This window comes from Alkalispirochaeta americana (assembly GCF_900156105.1).
GTDB lineage: Bacteria > Spirochaetota > Spirochaetia > DSM-27196 > Alkalispirochaetaceae > Alkalispirochaeta > Alkalispirochaeta americana.
On record NZ_FTMS01000007.1, the window covers coordinates 40,560 to 59,949 of the forward strand.

Annotated in this window: 16 protein-coding genes; 6 read left to right on the top strand and 10 right to left on the bottom strand. The window is 61.9% G+C overall.

Translation table 11 applies throughout. From position 1 onward, the window contains the following. The first annotated feature begins 14 nt into the window (after positions 1–14). Genes BW950_RS06440 through BW950_RS06455 form a run of 4 tightly spaced genes read left to right on the top strand, consistent with a single transcriptional unit; the run spans position 15 to position 5,514 of the window. A complete protein-coding gene (locus BW950_RS06440; protein ID WP_159438747.1) occupies positions 15–2,972 on the top strand; it encodes a glycosyltransferase in 2,958 nt (985 codons plus the stop codon). 7 nt (positions 2,973–2,979) lie between these two features. Next, a complete protein-coding gene (locus BW950_RS06445; RefSeq protein WP_076488477.1) occupies positions 2,980–4,014 on the top strand; it encodes an ABC transporter substrate-binding protein in 1,035 nt (344 codons plus the stop codon). Beyond that, the gene (locus BW950_RS15095; RefSeq protein ID WP_076488478.1) at positions 4,004–4,792 is read left to right on the top strand and encodes an ABC transporter permease; all 789 of its coding nucleotides are present in this window, start codon (positions 4,004–4,006) and stop codon (positions 4,790–4,792) included. Before BW950_RS06445 ends, BW950_RS15095 begins: the two co-directional genes overlap by 11 nt. Continuing rightward, positions 4,789–5,514 carry an ABC transporter ATP-binding protein gene (locus tag BW950_RS06455; RefSeq protein WP_076488479.1) on the top strand — a complete coding sequence of 242 codons (726 nt, stop codon included), beginning with the start codon at positions 4,789–4,791 and terminating at the stop codon, positions 5,512–5,514. The genes BW950_RS15095 and BW950_RS06455 overlap by 4 nt, the downstream gene beginning before the upstream one ends. Here the strand turns inward: BW950_RS06455 and BW950_RS06460 are convergent. From BW950_RS06460 to BW950_RS06490, 7 genes are all read right to left on the bottom strand, one after another. Then, positions 5,432–7,309 (bottom strand): hypothetical protein, encoded by a 1,878-nt coding sequence (locus tag BW950_RS06460; RefSeq protein WP_143559153.1) that lies wholly within the window; start codon positions 7,307–7,309, stop codon positions 5,432–5,434. The two genes, BW950_RS06455 and BW950_RS06460, sit on opposite strands and share 83 nt — an antisense overlap. Next, entirely contained in the window at positions 7,293–8,234 is a 942-nt protein-coding gene (locus tag BW950_RS06465) for a rhodanese-like domain-containing protein (protein ID WP_076488481.1), read from the bottom strand. Before BW950_RS06465 ends, BW950_RS06460 begins: the two co-directional genes overlap by 17 nt. Positions 8,235–8,365: 131 nt before the next feature. Further along, positions 8,366–9,313 (bottom strand): sulfurtransferase, encoded by a 948-nt coding sequence (locus tag BW950_RS06470; protein WP_076488482.1) that lies wholly within the window; start codon positions 9,311–9,313, stop codon positions 8,366–8,368. Next, complete coding sequence (locus tag BW950_RS06475) at positions 9,310–10,569, bottom strand: NAD(P)/FAD-dependent oxidoreductase (protein ID WP_076488483.1); 1,260 nt, start codon at positions 10,567–10,569, stop codon at positions 9,310–9,312. Before BW950_RS06475 ends, BW950_RS06470 begins: the two co-directional genes overlap by 4 nt. A 31-nt stretch (positions 10,570–10,600) precedes the next feature. Beyond that, positions 10,601–11,152, bottom strand: coding sequence for a YeeE/YedE thiosulfate transporter family protein (locus tag BW950_RS06480; protein WP_076488484.1), 552 nt, complete (start codon positions 11,150–11,152; stop codon positions 10,601–10,603). 14 nt (positions 11,153–11,166) lie between these two features. Beyond that, positions 11,167–11,394, bottom strand: a complete 228-nt coding sequence (locus tag BW950_RS06485; protein ID WP_076488485.1) for a sulfurtransferase TusA family protein — start codon at positions 11,392–11,394, stop codon at positions 11,167–11,169. A gap of 33 nt (positions 11,395–11,427) precedes the next feature. Beyond that, positions 11,428–12,144 carry a YeeE/YedE thiosulfate transporter family protein gene (locus tag BW950_RS06490; protein ID WP_076488486.1) on the bottom strand — a complete coding sequence of 239 codons (717 nt, stop codon included), beginning with the start codon at positions 12,142–12,144 and terminating at the stop codon, positions 11,428–11,430. A 213-nt stretch (positions 12,145–12,357) separates the two neighbouring features. Between BW950_RS06490 and BW950_RS06495 the strand changes: the two genes are divergently transcribed. Then, complete coding sequence (locus BW950_RS06495) at positions 12,358–12,741, top strand: hypothetical protein (protein ID WP_076488487.1); 384 nt, start codon at positions 12,358–12,360, stop codon at positions 12,739–12,741. 116 nt (positions 12,742–12,857) lie between these two features. Continuing rightward, the gene (gene lysA, locus BW950_RS06500) at positions 12,858–14,126 is read left to right on the top strand and encodes a diaminopimelate decarboxylase (RefSeq protein WP_076488569.1); all 1,269 of its coding nucleotides are present in this window, start codon (positions 12,858–12,860) and stop codon (positions 14,124–14,126) included. A 71-nt stretch (positions 14,127–14,197) separates the two neighbouring features. On the opposite strand, the gene BW950_RS06505 is transcribed toward lysA, so the two are convergent. From BW950_RS06505 to BW950_RS06515, 3 genes are all read right to left on the bottom strand, one after another. Then, a complete protein-coding gene (locus tag BW950_RS06505; RefSeq protein WP_076488488.1) occupies positions 14,198–14,680 on the bottom strand; it encodes a PTS sugar transporter subunit IIA in 483 nt (160 codons plus the stop codon). 201 nt (positions 14,681–14,881) lie between these two features. Next, on the bottom strand, positions 14,882–15,655 hold the full coding sequence (locus BW950_RS06510; protein WP_076488489.1) for an acyl-[acyl-carrier-protein] thioesterase: 774 nt from the start codon (positions 15,653–15,655) through the stop codon (positions 14,882–14,884). Continuing rightward, complete coding sequence (locus BW950_RS06515) at positions 15,652–19,374, bottom strand: alpha-amylase family glycosyl hydrolase (protein ID WP_076488570.1); 3,723 nt, start codon at positions 19,372–19,374, stop codon at positions 15,652–15,654. The genes BW950_RS06510 and BW950_RS06515 overlap by 4 nt, the downstream gene beginning before the upstream one ends. Positions 19,375–19,390 lie beyond the last annotated feature (16 nt).

Consider the following 19,390-nt stretch of genomic DNA (forward strand, 5'->3'; position numbering starts at 1 on the left):
GTAGAATGGTTTCCATGGACAGAGCTCCTCTTCTTTCTCTGGTTATTCCTTCCCTGAACGGGAGTGTTCGTCTGGCCCGGCTTGTGCCCCGGGTGCGGTCTGTTTTGGCCGAGGCTGGCGGGGGCGAGGTGATTATCGTTGACGACGGGAGTGATCCTGTTCACCGGGAGGCTCTGGCCGGGATGGCCGGGCCCGGGGTTCGGCTGGTTTTGATGCCCCGACGGACAGGGCAGATCGGGGCTACTCTGGCGGGGGTGGCCGCGGCGCGGGGGGAGCTGGTGGTTACGCTGGACGATGATGGGGCCCACCCTCCCGAGGTGATTCCGCTCCTGCGCCGCCGTCTGGAGGAGGTGCCGGGCTGTTCTCTGGTCTACGGTGTTCCGCGCCGAAAGGCCCGGGGGGTGCGGGGGCTGGGAACGCGGCTGAACTCTCTTTTGTTTCATCTTTTTTTGGGGTTGCCCTGGAGCATTCCCGTGGGCAGTTTTCGCATGTTTCGGCGGGAGTTGCTGGTGAGGGCGCTGGAGCGGCCCGTGGCGTTTCCTTATCTTTCGGCGATGCTCTTGCAGTTCAGGCCTGTTACGGCGGCGGTGCGCTACGGCGAGTGGCCTCGTGGCGAGGAAAGCGGCCGCACTGCCCCGGGTGGCAACCACGAGGGCGGCCGCACTGCCCCGGGTGGCAACCACGAGGAAGGCGGCCGCGCTGCCCCGGCCGGTGGTGCTGCCCCGGGTGGCAACCACGAGGGCGGCCGCGCTGCCCCGGCCAGGGGCGCTGCCCCGGCCAGCCGCGCTGCCCCGAGTGGCAACCACGAGGAAGGCGGCCGCACTGCCCCGGCCGGGGGTGCTGCCTCGGGTGGCAACCACGAGGGCGGCCGCACTGCCCCGGGTGGCAACCACGAGGGAGGCGGCCGCGCTGCCCCGGCCGGCCGCACTGCCCCGGGTGGCAACCACGAGGGCGGCCGCACTGCCCCGGGTGGCAACCACGAGGGCGGCCGCACTGCCCCGGGTGGCAACCACGAGGGCGGCCGCGCTGCCCCGGGTGGCAACCACGAGGAAGGCGGCCATGCTGCCCCGGGTGGCAACCACGAGGGCGGCCGCACTGCCCCGGGTGGCAACCACGAGGGCGGCCGCACTGCCCCGAGTGGCAACCACGAGGAAGGCGGCCGCGCTGCCCCGGCCGGTGGTGCTGCCCCGGGTGGCAACCACGAGGAAGGCGGCCGCGCTGCCCCGGGTGGCAACCACGAGGGAGGCCGCGCTGCCCCGGCCAGGGGTGCTGCCCCGGGTGGCAACCACGAGGGCGGCCGCACTGCCCCGGGTGGCAACCACGAGGGAGGCGGCCATGCTGCCCCGGGTGGCAACCACGAGGAAGGCGGCCGCACTGCCCCGGGTGGCAACCACGAGGGCGGCCGCACTGCCCCGGGTGGCAACCACGAGGCCGGCCGCACTGCCCCGAGTGGCAACCACGAGGGCGGCCGCACTGCCCCGAGTGGCAACCACGAGGAAGGCGGCCGCGCTGCCCCGAGTGGCAACCACGAGGGCGGCGGCCGCGCTGCCCCGGCCAGGGGCGCTGCCCCGGGTGGCAGCAGCTATACCCTGGCGCGGCTCCTGAAGGTATACGGGTTGCTCCTGTTCTATTGGGGGCCGCTGCGGGCCCTGGGGCGGGTTGCGCGCCGTCCCCGGCGCGCGCTCCCCCGGCCCCGGCTTATGGTTCTGGGGGGTGGTAGCAGCCAGTTGGGGATTTTGGAGCGGGCCCGCCGGGAGGGGTTTTTGGTGGTCCTGGCCGATCAGGCTGAAAACCCGCCGGGGAGGGTCCTGGCTGATCGCTATGTGCAGGCCTCTACCTTCGATCATCGAGCGGTCTCCCGGGCGGCACGGGAGCTGGGAGTCGATGCAATTGTGGCGGCCGGGTCCGACCAGCCCGTGTATACCGCAGCCCGGGCTTCGCAGGATCGGGGGCTCCCCTATCCGCTTTCTCCCCGGGAGGCTCTGCTTGTTACCAACAAGGCTCACATGAAAGAGCGGTTTCGCCATGCCGGTATTCCCACCGTTCCCTGGGCGGTTCTGGGTGATGACCCCTCGCGGTGGGATCAGGAGGGGCTGGCGCAGCTGCGCCTTCCCTGGGTAGTAAAACCCCTGGACAGCCAGGGCCAGCGGGGCATTGCGATTGTCCACAATCGTCGGGAGCTTCTGGACCATCGGCCCCGGGCTCTCTCCTTTTCCCGGGAGACGAGCCTCCTGGTGGAAGAATACTACCCCTCCCGGGAGGTGACCCTCAGCGGGTGGGCGTCCCGGAAGGGGGCACAACCCGAGATCTGGGCCGTGACGGACCGGATAACCTTCCCTCCCGACCTCTCGGGCGGTCAGGGCTTGGGCGTGTGCCTGGCACACCGCTACCCCTCGTGCTTTGCCCGGGGCCGGACCGGGGAGATCCGGGACATCACGGAGAGCATCACCCGGGCCTTCGGCCTTGGGGGGGTACCCCTCTATTTTCAGTTTCTCCTGGGAGCCGAAGGGGTGCGGGTGAACGAAATAGCCTGCCGTCTGGGCGGTGCCTACGAGGATATTTCCTTGCCCCCCGTAACAGGGGTAGATGTTCTGGGGCGGCAACTCGGGTGGTTTCAGACCGCTCTGGGCCTCCCCCGCCGGGAGGAGTCTCTGCCCCGGCAGGGTTCCTTCTGTGCGGTGCCCCTGATCTTTGCCCGCCCCGGCAGGGTCGCGGCCTGTTGCGGCAGGGAAGAGCTCCTGGAACTCCCCGGTGTGGAGGCTTGCCAGTTTCTTTTGCCCCCGGGAACGGTGATCGCTCCCCGGAGCAACTCCACCCAGCGGATCGCCTTCGCCGTTCTCCGGGGCTCCTCGCGGCAGGAGGTAAACAACCTGGTGGACCGGCTCTTTGACACCCTGCGTGCAGAAAACGCCCGGGGAGAGAACCTTCTGATCGATACCCGGGGTGATATAAAGGTGCGCTCCGGGCTATGATCCAGGAATGAAGAAATCGCATGTGCTTCTGCCGGTTTTGTTGATTTTGCTGGTTCTGCTTGCGGGATGCACCCCGGGAAACGGACAAGGTGACCAGGGGGCTGCACCCGGGGCGGTGCGTATCGCCGAGCAACACGGTCTGGCCTATCTTCCTCTGGTGATCATGCAGGTGGAGGGACTCCTGGAAGAGGAACTCCGCCGCGAATTTGCCCCCGACCCTGCTCCCGCCGTGGAGTGGCGGCGCACAGGCAATGCCTCGGCCATTCGCGAGGCCATGTTGGCAGGGCACCTGGATATTGGCTTTATGGGGATACCACCCTATCTGATCGGGGTGGATCGAGGTACAGGCTGGCGGGTCTTTACGGGGCTTTCCGAGGCGCCTCTGGGGCTGGTAACGATCAGGGAGGGCCTGCGGTCCCTGGACGATCTGCAGCCCCGGGATCGAATTGCCCTGCCCCAGCCCGGAAGCATCCAGCACATTCTCCTGGCCATGGCATCGGAGGACCGCTACGGCGATCCCCGCCGCTTCGATGACCAACTGGTGAGCATGGGCCACCCCGAAGGGCTCACGGCGCTTCTGGCGGGGCGCGATGTGGCGGCGCAGTTCACGGCTCCCCCCTTCCTCTTCTCGGCGCTGGATCATCCCGGGGGGCAGCTTCTGCTGGAAGGGCGCCAGGCCTTCGGAGGTTCCTTTACCTTCATCATCGGTGTGGCCGCCCCCGGTTGGGGAGAGAAGCCAGGGGAGGCGCGGCTGGAGCAGGCCTTCCTGCGTGCCCTGGACCAGGCTATCGATCTTGCCCGGGAGGTTCAGGCCGGGGAGCAGCAAACCCTGTTCAGGGCACTCTCCCGGGTCTACGGCGTTGAGGAACCGGTGCTTCGAAGGCAACTCGATTATCCCGGTCAGCGCTATGGCCGGGAGGTGCGGGGCTTTGACCGCTTTATCGGCAGTATGGACCGCTACGGCTATCTTCAGGGGGAGAGGGTCCGGGATTTCCTCGCCGGTGCCGCCCCCCAGGTTCTTCAGACGAGCCATGACTCCTGAGAGCTCCCCCTGGCCGCCCCGGGTGATCGCCTGGGCGATCGTTCTGGCCCTGCTCCCCCTCTGGGAGGTCCTGCGCCGGCTGGGGGGCGTCTCGCCGCTTCTGATGCCTCCCCTGGGAGAGATCGCCACAGCGCTTCTGGAGGCGCTGCGGGGGGGCTCCCTGGTGGCCCAGGTCCTTACTTCCCTGGGATTTATCCTCACCGGGGCGGCGATCGCCCTCGTCCTCGCCCTGACGGCGGTGCTCCTTTCGGCATCCCTGAGGAGCGTGGCCGCCCTGATGCGGCTCCTGGGGGCGCTCCTCCACCCCCTGCCGGGAATTGTCTTGCTGCCGGTGATCGTCCTCTGGGCAGGTATTGGCCCCGCAGCGGTGCTGGTGGTGATTGTCCACAGCGTGTTTTGGCCCGTTCTTACCAATCTCCAGGCTGGATACAGCGCGATCCCCCTTACCTGGCGAATGGTGGCGCGAAACTACCAGCTGGGGGGGCTGCAGTATTTGCTGCGGATTGCCCTGCCTGCCACAGCACCCTATCTGCTGGCAGGGCTCCGTATCGCCTGGGCCAGGGCCTGGCGTGCGCTGATCAGCGCCGAGATGCTCTTTGGCTCCGTCTCCGGGTCAGGCGGGTTGGGGTGGTTTATCCACTCCCGGCGGGTCTTCATGGATACGGCGGGGCTCTTTGCAGGAATCGTCACGGTGATGGCCGTGGGAAGCCTGGTGGAAACCGTGGTCTTCCGGGTGGTGGAGGAACGGACCATTCGCCGCTGGGGGATGACAGCATGAGCAACACCCTGGCTGGCGCTCCCCGGGGAGCATCGCCCCTCTTGCATCTGGAGAAGATCACCCTGGCCTACGACGGCGCCCCCATTCTTCACAACTGTTCGCTCACGCTCGAAGAGGGAGAGCTGGTATGTCTTCTGGGCCCCTCGGGGTGCGGAAAAACGACGCTCCTGAAGGTGGCCGGCTCATTTCTGCTTCCCCGGTCCGGAGAGGTCCTTCTCCAGGGACGGCCCGTGACGGCCCCCGACCCCCAGCGGATCATGGTCTTTCAGGATCAGGATCAACTCTTTCCCTGGAAACGGGTAGAGGACAACGTGATCCTTGGAATAACCCGTGGGCGCCCAACCCCGGCCGAGAGGGAGGCCGCCCGGGCCATCCTGACCGAGGTGGGGCTTGGCGAGGCCCTCCGCCGCTATCCTCACCAGCTTTCGGGGGGAATGCGGCAGCGGGCTGCCCTGGCCCGAGCCTTCGCAGGACGCCCCCGGCTCTTTCTGATGGATGAGCCCTTTGCCTCGGTGGACGCGCCCCAGCGAAGAGAACTGCAGGGCCTCCTTCAACGCCTGCTCCGGGACCACCGGGGAACAGCCCTTTTTGTCACCCACGATGTGGAAGAAGCCCTTCTTCTGGGCTCCCGGGTTCTTGTCATGAACCGCCGGGGGGAACTCCTTCCCGAGGACCCCCGCCGGGACCGGGACCGTCTGAACCAGGCCCTTCAGGAGGGATAAGGTTCCGGTCGGGAAGGCTCTCTTCGGGAGGAACAAGGCGGTAGATCACCACCCGGGGGTCTATCCGCGAGGCCAGGGGAATCAGGCGTGCCCCGTACCAGGGAGCCAGAAACGAATCCTGTACCTGGCCTCGCCGTTCCAGAAGCTCCTCCAGTTCCCGATAAAACCGGTGAGGGTTGCCGTAGACCTGGTTCCAGAGGGGCCGTTCCCGGTAGACCAGAGCCAGCTCCTCCCGGGGGATCACCACCCATTCCACCCGTTGCTCAAGCAAAAACCGCTCCAGAGACCCCTCCAGAGGATCCAGTGATTCCAGATCGCGAAAGACGCGCAGCTGTCCCGGCTCAAAGGCAAAGGCGCTGTTGAGGCTCGCCAGAACGGGAGCTCCCGGGGGAACACTGGAGTTAATCCTCGCCAGATACTCTGTGTAGGTGTAGGTGTAGGTGTAGGTGTAGGTGCAGGTGCTGTCAGAATCGAGCCCCCGGACATCGGCCCCCCGGCCATGATCCTCCGGAACGACCCTGGCGGGGAACATCTCGATAAGTTCTGTCGTCACGAGGGTCCCGGTTATTCCCGCCAGCCCCAGGCCAAGCCCGGTCAGGAGAAGTCTCACCCCCCGCCGGGGCCAGCCTTTGGCCACCGCCCCCGCCAGCGCCCCCAGGGTGTAGTACAGGCCGGGAAGCAGAAAAACCGTGGAGGGCGGACTGTACTTGCCGATGATCACCAGCGCCGCCGCCGTGAAAAGGCTCGAGAAGGCGCACGTACGCAGCAGGCGCCGGCTCTTTCCGGGTATCCCCCGCCAGGCCGAAAGTGCCAGAGCCAGAGGGGTGGCAATCCCCAGAGCGGCAAGCTGGATCAAGGAGGGGGGCAGATAATAGGTTCCGGCGATCCGCTGGCTCATCTTGATGATGAAGTTTACCGCCTCCCGGAGCCGCACCAGGGGGTGGGCTGTGACACCCACGGAACGCCCAAAGGCCAGATAATTGCTGAAAAATTGAGGGTCCCAGAAGAGACTCAAAGCCAGAGCCAGCGTCCCCGCCAGGGCCAGCATTCCCAGATAGATCGCCAGATCCCGCACCATCCGGCCGGGCCTGCTCCGATACACCACCCAGGGAAGAACAGCGGCAGCAGCGACAAACGAGTTGGGGTGAATAAAAACAGCCAGCCCCAGAATGATTCCGGCAACCAGAGCAGACCCTGCGGCGATTCCCCCCGCAAGAGCCGCCAGAAGGAGCGCCTCCTGCCGGGCCAGATGGCTCGCGGCGAAAAGAAGCGGGTCCAGGGCAAAAGCCAGGGTGAGCGCCACAGCCACGGGCGGGAAAATCTTCTCACGGCGCAGGACCAGCCCCAGGAGAGCCACCGTGATCAGCCCTCCTGCCAGGGAGGGTGCCCTGGCAGCGCCGATAGTCCACCATCGCGACACCAGCGGGCCCTGAATAAGGTGATACAAGGTCTTGATCGCGTGGGGGTGACGCGGCGTAAGGAGGAAAAACTCCTCCGTGGCGGCGAGGTTTTTTTCAAGCCAGATGGTACGGCTCAGCGAAGCAAGCCAGGCCTCGTCGGAGTGAACAAAGGGAAACCACGGGAGACTCCAGAGATGAAGTCCCAGATAGGCCACCCCCAGGAGAGTCGCCGCCACGGCCGCCACCAGTGCCAGGGAATCCACGGCACCCGGGGTGTTCATGGCGGGAGTGAGAGCGATCCTGGAGAAAAAAAAGCCCCCTGCCCGGGGAGGCCTGGGGCCTTCGGGCAGGGAGCCTTCGGTACCGGAAGGGTTCCGGTCAGTTTGCTGTGACAACGGGATACCCGTTGTTCACCCAGCCCCGGGGAGCCGTGCGGGGTGTACCCATACCGTAGATAAGCGATACCGCATCGTAGCCCAGAAGCCGAAGCAGCCCCACCACCTGGTTTGATTGCTGGCCGCTGTAGCAGTAGACCACCAGCTTCTTGTCGGCGGGAAGCATGGAGATCATCTCGGCCATGGAGGGGTTGAAGGGAACGTTGATCGCCGTCTCGATGTGGCCTGCGGCGTAATCGTCGGCCCGGCGAACCGAGAGGAACTGAGCCGATTCATCGCCTGCGTCCAGAATCGCCTTGGCGTTCTCCTCGGAGATGAAGAAATTTGCAAAGGGCGTTCCCACCTGCTGGGCCATCTCCTGGTAGTGGTTCTGGATCATCTCCATCACCTGGGGATGCACGTCATGTCGAGCGGTGCCCAGGGAATTTTCTGTAGTCTCCAGGATATCCTCATAGCCCTCAACCCGGGCGATCCCCAGGTTCCACCCGGAGTTCACCGATACCGCCTGTATCCCGGCCAGCCGCATCATCACGATCGCCTGTCCGGCCGTTTGCCCGCTATAGCAGTGGACGTAAACGGTCCGGTCCTGCGGCAGGTAGGGAATCGATTCCCACATGGCGCTGGTTCCCCAGGGAACGTTCACCGCACCCCGGGCGTGGCCCTTGGCGTAGTCGTCGGCGCGGCGGATATCCACGATATACATATCCTTGCCGGAACGGACATCATTCACAAAGTCATCCATGGACACGATATAACTGCGGTTCTCGGGCAGCCCCGCCAGATAACCCGCGGCAAAATCCTGGAGGGAAACCGTTGCCGGAGCCTCTGCGGCAGGAGCGGTCGTGGCAGCTTCCTCTTTTCCTCCACAGCTTGCCAGCAGAAGTGTTCCTGCCAGAAGCATCAACAGAACCATGTTCTTTTTCATACGCCTTTTCTCCTTTTTTGGGGCAAGCCCCGTCTCGGGCAAGCCCCGTCTAAGCCAGCCCCGTCTAAGCCAGCCCCGTCCGGGGCCAGCCTGTGTGAGCCAGCTCGTGTGAGCCGGCCTGTACGTCAGGATCAGGACTGATCCGGCGCCCGAAGGCGCAGAGTCTCCGGATCAGGTCGATATACCGGGTTCATGGGATTTGCTGTCCACTCAACCCAGGCACCATCGTAGAGACGGAGCGAGCGATAGCCCGCGTTATAGAGGGCCAGGAACGTAGGAGTTCCCCGGATCGAGGTATGGCAGTAGAGGATCACATCCTTTGTGTAATCTATCCCCTGCTTCAGGTAGTCGATCCTGATGTGGTTCACGGGCTTGAAGGTCCCATCGCGGAAGTTGTTCTGCCGGTAATCGATGTGGAGCGCCCCGGGGATGTGCCCTTCCAGGAACTCTTCATCGGAACGGGTATCGATGAGGACAACCGAAGGATCGGGCTCGTTCAGGTGAGCACGAACTTCGGCGGCGGAGATCATCATGGTCTTGTCAGCCTGTTGTGCCGTGAAGACTGCCGGTGTGATCGCCGGAGCCTCCGTGGTGAGGCTGTAGCCCTCCCGCTTCAGTGCCTCCAGCCCTCCGCTCACCACCTTTACCTGATGATGGCCGTAGACCTTCAAGGTCCACCAGAGACGGGCCGCGTCCATATTGTTGTTGTCGTCGTAGACCACCACCAGAGAATCGTTGCTGATCCCCCGGGAGCCCAGGGCGCGTTCAATCTGTTCCGGCGGGGCAAGCAGGGCCGGGAAGGGGGTCATCACCACGATATCGGCCCGGGAGACGTTCACCGCTCCGGGGATGTGCCCCTGCCGATAGTCAGGAGCGCTCCTGGCGTCTACCAGTATTGCCCCGGGCTGCTCCAGCAGAGCTGCCACGGCCGAGGCCTCGACAATTTCCGTTCCCGTCTCTCCCGTGGGCCTGGGAGCGCAACCTGCCAGAATTACCAGTCCCAGAATCACCACCCCCGTACACGCGATCTTCAGGAGATTTCCCGAGGCTGCTGCAGAAGACCGTTTTCTTCGGTTCATAGCGCCACCTCAACGGGCGTCTCCACCAGCTTGTTCAAGGCCTCGGCGACGCTCTTTTTGTCGCACCGGGTGGAGGTCTCCACCACCTCCCCAGCCTTGGTGTAGAAGACTGTCATGGGTTCTACATCACACCCCAGGCGTTCACAGAGGCTCTTGCCCTTGTACTGGTCAATCACGTTCAGCTTTACCTGGCCGTTGAAAGCGGTCTCGATCTCCTGCATCATGGGCAACAGTTCCCGGCTGGGAGCATCGATTGCGCTATAGACGTAGATGAGCCCCACCTTTTCTTTCTGCATCAGCTGGTTCTCGAACATCTCTGTCTCGGCGATGTATTTTTCTGCCCCCACACCGGCTATGGCGCCGTCACCCACGGCGGTGGCCACCTGCTTCAGCTCCTTCTCCCGCACATCGCCGCAGGCAAAGACCCCGGGGATTCCCGTTTCCATGTGCTCGTTGGTGATGATGTACTGTCGCTGGGACATGGAGACCTTGTCCACAAAGATCTCCGTGTTGGGCTCGTAGCCGATAAACTCGAAACAGTTGTCGACATCCACGGGGATGATCTCGCCGGTTTTGAGATTCTTCAGGTTTACCCGGCTCAAGTGGCCGTCGCCTTCAAAACTCTCGACCACGGTGTTCCAGATGAAGGTCATCTTGGGGTTTGCCAGGGCCGCGTCGCGGGCGATCTCGTTGCAGTCCATCTTGCCCTCGTCGTGGATCACGCTGACGATCACCTCTTTGGCAAACTTGGAGAGAAAGGTCCCCTCCTCAATGGCTGCATCGCCGGAGCCGATCACCATCACCGTCTTGTCGGTGTTGGCGGCGGCGTCGCAGGTGGCGCAGAAGGATATCCCCTTGTCAAAGAGGTATTTTTCCTCGTTTTTTGCCTTGGTCACCCGGGGGCGCCCCCCCGAGGCGATGATCACCGTCTTGGCCTCGTAGGTGGTGCGGAAGGTTTCAACCTCTTTTGTCTCGCCCTCGAGGGCCACCGATTTCACGTCGGTGAGCTTGAACCGTACGCCGAACTTTTTGGCCTGCTTGTGAAAGAGCTCCATCAGCCCCAGACCGGTGGTTCCCTCGGGAAAGCCCGGGTAGTTCTCGATCTCGTTCGTGTAGGTTGCAAGACCTCCGATAAGCGATTTTTCTATGAGTAGTGTGGACAGGTGTGCCCTGCCGCAGTAGATTGCAGCGGTGAGGCCAGCGGGCCCCCCGCCGATAACCACCACATCGTATTGTTCCCGTTTTTTTTCGCGCATGATCTGTTCCTTGGGAATCTGTTCCCCGGGATTACATGAAGAACTTCACCAGCATTTTGCTGCCGATGACCGCTCCCAGAAAGAGGAAGGCTCCAAAGACCCAGCCCGAGAGGGAGAGCATGGAAATTCCCGAAAAGAGAGCTCCGATATTGCAGCCGAAGGCGATCCGTGCCCCGTAGCCCATCAGGAGGCCTCCCAGAACAGCCGCCACGACCTGCTTTTTTGTCTTGATCTGTTTGACTTTGAACCCCGAAGCGATAAGGACCGAGAAAAGTGCCCCCGCGATGATACCCAGATTGCGGATAGAGGCGGGATCCCGGAGAAATCCCCGTTCCAGGACTGCCTGGGCGCCGTCGGAGGAGAAGTAGTACCACTTTCCAACGGAGCCGCCCAGGGCTTCGTAGATCCAGGCGCCCCAGTTTGCGAAGGCTGCCGATACGCCCCAGGGATTACCGGTGACAGCCAGAGAGACGATCTGGAATACCGAGAGCAGAATCGCGCCGGTGAGATACGGCCACGCATCTTTAAGCCACAGTTTGTAGTAGTCGTTGGCAGCGATAGTATCAGACAGTTTCTTCAACATAGAGCGCTCCGTCCTTACTTTGCTTTCTCGATGACCACGTCCCACTCGCCGTCGTCGACCTCTTCGATCTCGACGTTGTGTCCCGCCTCACGGGCCCACTCGGGAACGTTTTTCATGGCGCAGGAGTGATCGATCTGAACGATCAGCACGTCGCCTACATCAAGCTTTTCCAGAGCCTTCTGGGCCTTCACCAGCGGAACCGGACAAGCCTCGCCCAAACAATCCAGTGTTTCTTCTTTCATGACACGCTCCTTCAGGATTTCCTGTTGAAATAATTAGTGCGTTCCCGCACGTTGTTTTGCCTTGGCGTACTTGTCAGCCGCGATCCACAGAAATGCAATGATCAGCAACTGCACTGCAATGGCCCCGAACCACCCGAAAACGTCGGGCAGAAAGACCCGGGGCGAAGTGGCGATAAAGTTGAGCTCCCACCAGCCAAAAGATGCAGCTCCCAGAAGAGATCCCACCACAAAGAAAACCAGCGAGAGGGTCTGCATGAGGAAGCCTTCGCCCACGCGCATGAGCGTTCCCGAGGCACATCCTCCGGCGATAACCATGCCGATCCCGAACATGGTAGCTCCCACAGCGGTGGAGACCCCGATGGGTGCTACAAATCCCTGGGCGGGGAGGGGCAATCCTGCCTGGTGGGCTCCGTAGAGGATCGCCCAGAATCCAAGGCTGGTAACGGCGAAGGCTGTCAGAACCGCCTTGGTAAGGCTGGTCCCCCCCGTGAGGAAGGGATCACGCAGGGACGCGGTGAAACAGAACCGGGCCTTCTGGAGGATGAACCCGAAGGCGATCCCCGTGAACCAGAAGAACGCCAGGGTTCCCGACTCTCTCATGATGCCCAACCCGATCGCGATGATCGCAATTCCTGCAAGTAATCCCAGTGGAATCTGGCTTTTTTTCTTTTTCCTGGACCGGGAGCTCCCGCTCCGGCGGATACTCGAAGAGGACGCAGCCGTTCCAGCAGGCTCAGTTGATTCGCCCATAGCTATGCTCCTTCGCAGACGTGTGCATTTGGTAAAGGTTGTGTTCTGCTGTCTGTATCAGCAGTGAAATAAGTATAGGGGTATCTATATAGATAGTCAACCATTCTCTTCTTCTTGCCTATAGGTTATTTTATATATGATTTATCTCTATATGTTGTTATAATGATCCTGTTATTGTCAGTCTTATTCTGTTTTGTTCCAGGGAGGTGTTACGTGAACGGAGAGGCCCTATTCAATCCCGACAGCTACAAGGACGATCAGGTCGATGAAGAAGCTCTGGGCGAGGCCTTTGGCCAGAAGCTGGAAAATCTGGGTGCCACCAAGGCCCGGGGAATATTTTCCCGAATACAAGAGACTTTTTCCGGGGCCGAGATGGCCGAAGTCTGCGGACGGGTTCTTGGTACCATCAACGCCGAGTGCGGGGCCGATGAGTTTCATCGGTGGAACTATGATCATCTGGAGTTCATTATCGAGCTTGCCCGGGAGTTTGATCTTGTAATTCCCCGGAACCTCCTGAACGGACTGCCGGAGCAGCTGATTCTCCTGGTGGAGGCCAAGCGGCTGGGTGATCCCGGTTGCGATGACCAGGACCGGTAGGTCCTGCCAGGTCCGGGCCACAGCCCTGGCTCGGGGCGTCTCGTGCTGACCCTTTTTTTTCCGTCTCCGGCGCTCCGGGCTTGACCTCGGGGCGCTCTCTGCGTACCTTCTGCGCCATGAAAACCGAATCCCTGAAACCGTTGCCCTTTGACGCGGCCTTTCTTGAGGAGGTGGCAAAAACCCACCCCACACCGTTTCACCTGTACGACGAGGCGGCGATTCGCGACCACGCCCGCCGGTTTCTGGAGGCCTTTTCCTGGGTTCCGGGCGGGTTTTACAACTACTATGCCGTGAAGGCCCTGCCAAACCCGGCGGTCCTGGAAATCCTGCGGGATCAGGGCATGGGGTTCGACTGTAGCAGCGCAACCGAGCTTGCCCTGATGGAAAAGATGGGCATTCGGGGTGAAGAGATTATTTTTACCTCCAACAATACGCCTGCCGAGGAGTTTCGCCAGGCCCGGGATCTGGGGGCGATCATCAACCTGGATGATCTGACGCATGTGGATTTTCTGGCCCGCGAGGCGGGAATGCCCGAACTGATCTGCCTGCGGTATAACCCGGGTCCTCTGAAAGAGGGCAACGCCATCATCGGGAACCCCCAGGAAGCAAAATACGGCTTTACCCGGGAGCAGCTCTTTCAGGGGTACCGCAGGGCGCGGGACCTGGGAGCTCGCCGTTTCGGACTTCACACCATGGTGGCATCCAACGAGTTGAACCCCGAGTATTTTGTCGAGACGGCCCGCATCCTCTTTGAGCTGGTGGTGGAGCTCAAGACCGAACTGGGGATACAGATCGAGTTTGTGAACCTCGGCGGCGGGATCGGGATTCCCTACCGGCCCGATCAGCAGGCTGTAGATTACCAGGTGCTCTCCCGGGGCATTCAAGGAGCGTACCAGGAGATCATTGTGGAGGCCGGTCTTGATCCGGTGCGGGTTGTAACGGAAAACGGAAGGGTCGTAACTGGTCCCTACGGATGGCTGATCACTCGCGTCCGGCACCGGAAAGAAACCTACAAGCGCTACCTGGGGGTTGATGCCACCATGGCAGATCTGATGCGGCCTGGCATGTACGGGGCCTACCATCATATCACCGTTCTTGGCCACGAGGGCGAGCCCCCCGGTGAAACCTGCGATGTGACAGGCAGCCTCTGCGAAAACAACGACAAGTTTGCCCTGGACCGGGATCTGCCCCGGGCCGAGGTGGGAGATCTTCTTGCGATTCACGATACGGGAGCTCACGGTCATGCCATGGGGTTCAATTACAACGGAAAACCTCGTTGTGCCGAGTTGCTGCTCCGGCAGGATCGGTCGGTACAACTGATTCGCCGGGCCGAGACAATTGACGATGTCCTGCAGACGATTCAGTGGAAGAGCGACCCGGTTTAGGAGAGAGCAGTTTCGTTGAGGAGCAACTTAGAGTTCAACTTAGTTGAGAGGCAGTTTTAGTCAGGAGCAGTTCAGGAGTGTGAGCGCAGGAGTGCGCCCTGAAAGGCGCTACAGACCTTCTGCTCCACCTCTTCCTGGCAGAGGCAGGCCAAAAGCTCCTGGCGGAACAGTTCGTTTCGGGCCAGCGTTGCAAGGCACGAAAGTATGCGCAGGTAGTCAATCTGGCGATCGGGGTGGCTTGCCACAACGAAGAGCAGATGTACCGGCATGCCGTCGAAGGCCTGAAAATCTATCCCTTCCCGGGACACGCCCAGAGCGATCTCGCTGGTTGGCACCTGATAGGTTCTGCCGTGGGCTATGGCGATTCCGTGACCAAACCCCGTTGATTGTTCCTGTTCCCGTTTGATGACAGCCTGGGTGAAGGTCTCAAGATCAAGCCCGGGGATGGCCCGGAAGGTGCTGGTCTGGAAGATCGTCTCGCGGATTGCATCAAACTTGTTTGTTTGGGTCAGGTCCCAGAGAACGCTGCCCGGTGGAAAAAAGCCAGTGTACATGACAACTACATCCCCCAGTATAGATACCGGGTGGCACCGATTGTGTCAAGGGCTTTTCAAGCGCAACTGCCACCCCTTATATCTGAATATCGGAACGGGATGGTATGAAGTAAAGCCCCAAGGAAACGAAAGACTCCCGGTACAGAAAACCTTCAGGTACAGAAAGCCCCCAGACACAGAAAACCTGCGGACACACCGCCCTCAGGCGATGCAGTGGAGTCGGCAGGCGCAGCGTGTGTCTGTTGTCGGGGCCTGGTCTGTTGCCGATCCCCGGGAGGACGCTTCGTCCCGGACGTGGATCTCGGCAATGGGTGCTTCCTCCGTGCCGCCAGTGATAACGGCGTATTCCTGGCCGACCTTTGTCTCGGCGGTAAAGCTCAGGGCGTGAAGCCCTGCAGGGGAGGAGAACATTCGGGGTGCCTCGTCGAGGAACCACTGAGCGTAGCGGGCGTTGTTCACGTGGGCGTTTCGGTCGGTATCGCTGGGGCGAACGCGGTGCCATCGGGCTGCTTCCAGCAGAGGAAGCGCCTCCTCCGGGGGGATCGTCGGCATCCGGCCCAGGGGCATCTCCAGCTGGTAAGCCCCGGTGAGCTTTTCGGGCGGAAAATAGCGTTCGGGCCGTACGGGCTTGCTTTCCCGGGCCGTGAGGATGATCCACGACGACGTGGCCTCGGCCAGGAGCTCTCCCCCGGTGGTGTGGAGGGTAAACTCCCGCAGCGCCAGGAGACGTTCCATGCGGCTGGGCCAGGTGGTGATCACCACATCTTCGCCCCAGGCGGGACGGCGGGTACACCGAACCCCCAGGCGGTGGAGCACCCAGAAGAGAGAAGGTTCATCCTCGGTGAAGGCGATCCCCAGTTTCTCGGCGTGCCGCCAGGCCCCCTCCTGAAAGAGGCTGGCCATGCCGTCAAGTCCAAGGCGATCATCGGGAGCGCAGAGAAAACTGGGAATGGTCATGGAATATTCAAAAGTCATTTGGTTCCTTTCGGTTTTTCTGATCGGGCGTTCCGTTTTGGCCCGCTCCCGGGCTGCTTGTCCGGTGCCGACTGCTTGTCCGGTGCCGACTGTGCCGGCTGTGCCGGCTGTGCCTCGGATGCTGTCTCGGCTTCGGACGCTGCCTCGAGCTCCTCCTCGGGCTCCGGCTGGAGCGCCTCCAGAAGGCGGTCAACCCGGTAGCGGCTTGCCTTTTCTGCCCGGCGCCATTCCCGGTAGACCCGGGCCATGCCGGTGGTCTCTTTCAGGACCCGTTTCCAGCTGACCCGTGTTCCTGCGGCCACGGCCGCCGTGAGCTCGTGCCAGGCCCCGATAACCAGAAGCCAGTCAATCAGCAGGTCAAAAGCTTCCTGGTTGAACCAGGTGATCCCGTTATGGCTGTGGATACGGAGAAAGGTCTCCACGTTGGGATCTGCCAGGAGCGATTCCACAATCGTCAGGGCCGTTGTTTCCTGCGGTTCCCCTATGCCGTAGCGCCACCAGTTATGGTGTGCCAGGGTGATTTGTACCAGTTGTGACCAGTAATCGGGCAGGGAGCCGTCGGGCTGGATCTGCATCAGGATAGGGCGCAGCGTCTCGATCAGTTGCCACTCGCCGGCCTGATCCAGGGCGTGATAGCCCACAAGCTGGGGGCTGATCCGGTCCTGGCCGGAAATAAAGACATCCAGAGGCAGAAGCAGCGTCAGAGCCAGGAAGATCGATGCGTCTTCCCGTTCGGCCTCCATGTGAGAGGCTACCAGGGCACCCACCTCGTCGGGGGCGCGTTTTACCAGCTGCGAGAGCCGATCCAGGGCCTCACCGTTGTGCTGGAAGAGCGCCACGGCGTCTTCCAGGCGGGTGGTATGCTCGCAGAACTGACCGGCTATTCCCAGGAATGTCCGGTACTGGGTGGCAAGCTCCTCCCAGTCCACGGGTGCGGCGGTCCCCACGAGCGCTTCCATGAGGGTTCGCATGATGCCGGTGTTTGCCAGGGCACCGAAGGCATCGTGGAGGGGCTGCAGCAGAAGCCGCTTCATGGCCCGGGAGATATCGGGGGTTCCCGCTCCCCCCAGAGAGTCGGCCAGGCGGGCGTAATGGGAGTAGCGGTTGTCCTCAACCTCGTACATATTGAGGCAGACCTGACTCTCGTAGCCCTTGAGCTGCAGATAGAGTCCCCGCTCCAGAATTTCGCCGCAGTTCCTGATGAACCAGAGGCCGCTGCGCTGTTCCTGAAAGATCACAAAGTGCTTCCACGAGGGGGTGAGATTCAGGGCCGGGATGAGCTGCTCCGTCATGCGTGCCCGCGATTCATCGCCGTGGATCACGTAGGGGGCCGAGGTATGGATCCACCCGGAGGCTTCCTGGTAGCTGTTGTTGTACATCACCAGGGTTCGTCCCTCCTGGTTGCCCTGGGAGTGGTTGTCCTGGGATGCCTGGCGGTTGGAATAGACAAAGACATGGGGATTCACGTCGCCGTTGGCGGCGTAGACATCGTAGAGACGAAAATGGGTAGCATCGGCAAAGAGATGGCGCTGGTGCATGAGGGGGAAGATCTCCCGCTGGTGCCGCTCGATGAGACCCTGATTGGGGGTCTCGTCCCAATAGGCCTTGCGGTATTCCATGCCGTATTTCTCGGCGAACCCCTCGATCTGGCCATGGCCGAACATGGGAAGCCCCGGCATGGTCACCATCATGGTGGCAACCCCGAAATATTTGTCTCCCGAGCCGAACTGGGCCACGGCGGTGTCCTCGTCGGGGTTGTTCATGAAGTTTACAAACCGCTTGAGAACCTCCGGATCGTACTCCAGGGTATTCTTGATGGTGGTTCGGTAGTTCTCGTTCTCCTCGTTTTTGAGCATATTCATGAAGGCGCTGTTATAAACCCGGTGCATCCCCAGGTTTCGAACAAAGTAGCCCTCCATCATCCAGAAGGCTTCGGCCAGGAGAAGCGTGTCGGGCACCTCCTGGGCCACCCGGTCTACCACCTCTCGCCAGAATTCCAGGGGAATAGCCTTTTCGAAATCGGCCCGGGAGAGGCCGTGATCGCTTCGGGAGGGGATATCACCACCCTGACCCGGCGCGGGGAACCAGAGGCGCTGAATGTGCTTCTTTGCCAGGGTCATAGCGGCATCGAAACGGATGATGGGGAAGTTTTTTGCCACGGTGATGATTGTCTGAATTACCGCCTCGCGGGCCTCGGAGTTGAGATAGTTCAGCTGGGCCGTGTCGTTCCAGGGCATGCTGGTGCCATCGTTCCCGTGGTAGATATAACGAACCTCGCCGCTGGAGCTGTTTACCCGTTTGAAGACCACCGCTGCGTCGCTGCGGTTGTAGTAGTGGTCTTCCAGGTAGATCTCCACCCCTTCGCGGGTGCTGAGGTTTTCTCCCTGAAAGGTATATCCCGGGAAGGGGCTGTCGGGGAGGGATATGAACCACTCCGGGTGTTCGTGAACCCATCGGGAATCTATTCCCGTGTGGTTGGGAACCATATCGCTGGCGATACGGATTCCCCGCTGCCAGAGGCGACGTCGCAGGGTGTCCAGAGCCTCCCAGCCCCCCAGCTCCCGGGCAATATCGTAGTCGTAGAGCGAATAGGCGCTTGCCTCGGCCTCGGGGTTTCCGCAGAGGTTCTTGATCCGCCTGGAGGCCTGGGAGCGCTGCCACAGTCCGATGAGCCAGAGGCCGGTGAAGCCCTGCCGTGCAAGGAGATCGAGTTCGGCGTCCGGGATCGCATCCAGGGTGGTGATCTCCCGCTGATACTTTTTGGAGAGTTGGTCCAGCCAGACCAGGGTGCTTTTGGCAAGAATCACCGCTCGGGGCATCCACTCCCGGTCAGGGCTGAACCGGGCGTAGTCGGCATCCTCTCCCGGGAAATTGCCCCCGTGGGGGAACTCCAGGACGGAGCTTTCTCCGGGACCAAAGAACCGGGCCTTGTGCTCCTCGGCCAGAACATCCAGGGAGCGCAGTATCCGGTCCAGAAAGGACCCCACCAGGCTGTCCCAGCGACGGCGGATGTAATCGAGCTGGGCGTGAAGATCATCGGGGTGGGCCCGGGCCGGGGCCAGGAGAAGCTCGATCAGGGTCTGATCGTCGGGCCCGAAGGAGGGCTGGGTCTCGAAGAAATCCCCGATGGCCGTCATGGCCCGGTCGTAACAGGTATCCAGAGCCAGGAGCTGCTCGTCAAACAGTTCCAGCAGGGGATAGAAGCCCAGGTTCCGGTTTCCGGTCCAGAGCAGGATCATCTCTTCCAGGGCTATCTCGCGGCCCGAGAGGCCCTCCTGGGTGCGGTCCAGACTTTCCCGGGGGCTTTCCTTGCCCTGATAGCAGGCAACCGTGGGAAAACGCTCCGAGAAGAGCATCAGGAGCCGGTCAACCTCGGCGGTTCCCAGGGTGCTTTCCAGGTGCGCCTCCAGGCGCCGAAGCATATCCTGGCCGTACTGCTGGAGGTAGAGGGAGATCACGTAATGAAAAATCTCGTCGATCAGCCCCATGGCCAGGATATCCCCGGCGCGTACCGCCCGTTCGGGATGAAGGGCGCTTTTGCGCACAGTGTTTATGCGCATGGCAAAGTCCCGGGCCTGACGGGTTTCGGCAAAGAGAACGTGGCCCTGGATGGAGAAGATTCCCTGGGAGAAGTGGTAGGTATCACGGGCGCTGCGGGATATATGAAACTCCCGGAGCGGTCCCGGTACAAACGAATCTGTCCTGTAGATGGTTTTCATTGCTTCACTCTCCCTC

What these genes read in the sequence shown, in the direction of transcription:
- BW950_RS15095 (WP_076488478.1), top strand. Translation starts at nt 4,004, where the DNA reads ATGACTCCTGAGAGCTCCCCCTGGCCGCCCCGGGTGATCGCCTGGGCG.
- BW950_RS06445 (WP_076488477.1), top strand. Translation starts at nt 2,980, where the DNA reads ATGAAGAAATCGCATGTGCTTCTGCCGGTTTTGTTGATTTTGCTGGTT.
- BW950_RS06440 (WP_159438747.1), top strand. Translation starts at nt 15, where the DNA reads ATGGACAGAGCTCCTCTTCTTTCTCTGGTTATTCCTTCCCTGAACGGG.
- BW950_RS06485 (WP_076488485.1), bottom strand. Translation starts at nt 11,394, where the DNA reads ATGAAAGAAGAAACACTGGATTGTTTGGGCGAGGCTTGTCCGGTTCCG.
- BW950_RS06470 (WP_076488482.1), bottom strand. Translation starts at nt 9,313, where the DNA reads ATGAACCGAAGAAAACGGTCTTCTGCAGCAGCCTCGGGAAATCTCCTG.
- BW950_RS06490 (WP_076488486.1), bottom strand. Translation starts at nt 12,144, where the DNA reads ATGGGCGAATCAACTGAGCCTGCTGGAACGGCTGCGTCCTCTTCGAGT.
- BW950_RS06510 (WP_076488489.1), bottom strand. Translation starts at nt 15,655, where the DNA reads ATGACTTTTGAATATTCCATGACCATTCCCAGTTTTCTCTGCGCTCCC.
- lysA (WP_076488569.1), top strand. Translation starts at nt 12,858, where the DNA reads ATGAAAACCGAATCCCTGAAACCGTTGCCCTTTGACGCGGCCTTTCTT.
- BW950_RS06480 (WP_076488484.1), bottom strand. Translation starts at nt 11,152, where the DNA reads ATGTTGAAGAAACTGTCTGATACTATCGCTGCCAACGACTACTACAAA.
- BW950_RS06465 (WP_076488481.1), bottom strand. Translation starts at nt 8,234, where the DNA reads ATGAAAAAGAACATGGTTCTGTTGATGCTTCTGGCAGGAACACTTCTG.
- BW950_RS06475 (WP_076488483.1), bottom strand. Translation starts at nt 10,569, where the DNA reads ATGCGCGAAAAAAAACGGGAACAATACGATGTGGTGGTTATCGGCGGG.
- BW950_RS06515 (WP_076488570.1), bottom strand. Translation starts at nt 19,374, where the DNA reads ATGAAAACCATCTACAGGACAGATTCGTTTGTACCGGGACCGCTCCGG.
- BW950_RS06505 (WP_076488488.1), bottom strand. Translation starts at nt 14,680, where the DNA reads ATGTACACTGGCTTTTTTCCACCGGGCAGCGTTCTCTGGGACCTGACC.
- BW950_RS06455 (WP_076488479.1), top strand. Translation starts at nt 4,789, where the DNA reads ATGAGCAACACCCTGGCTGGCGCTCCCCGGGGAGCATCGCCCCTCTTG.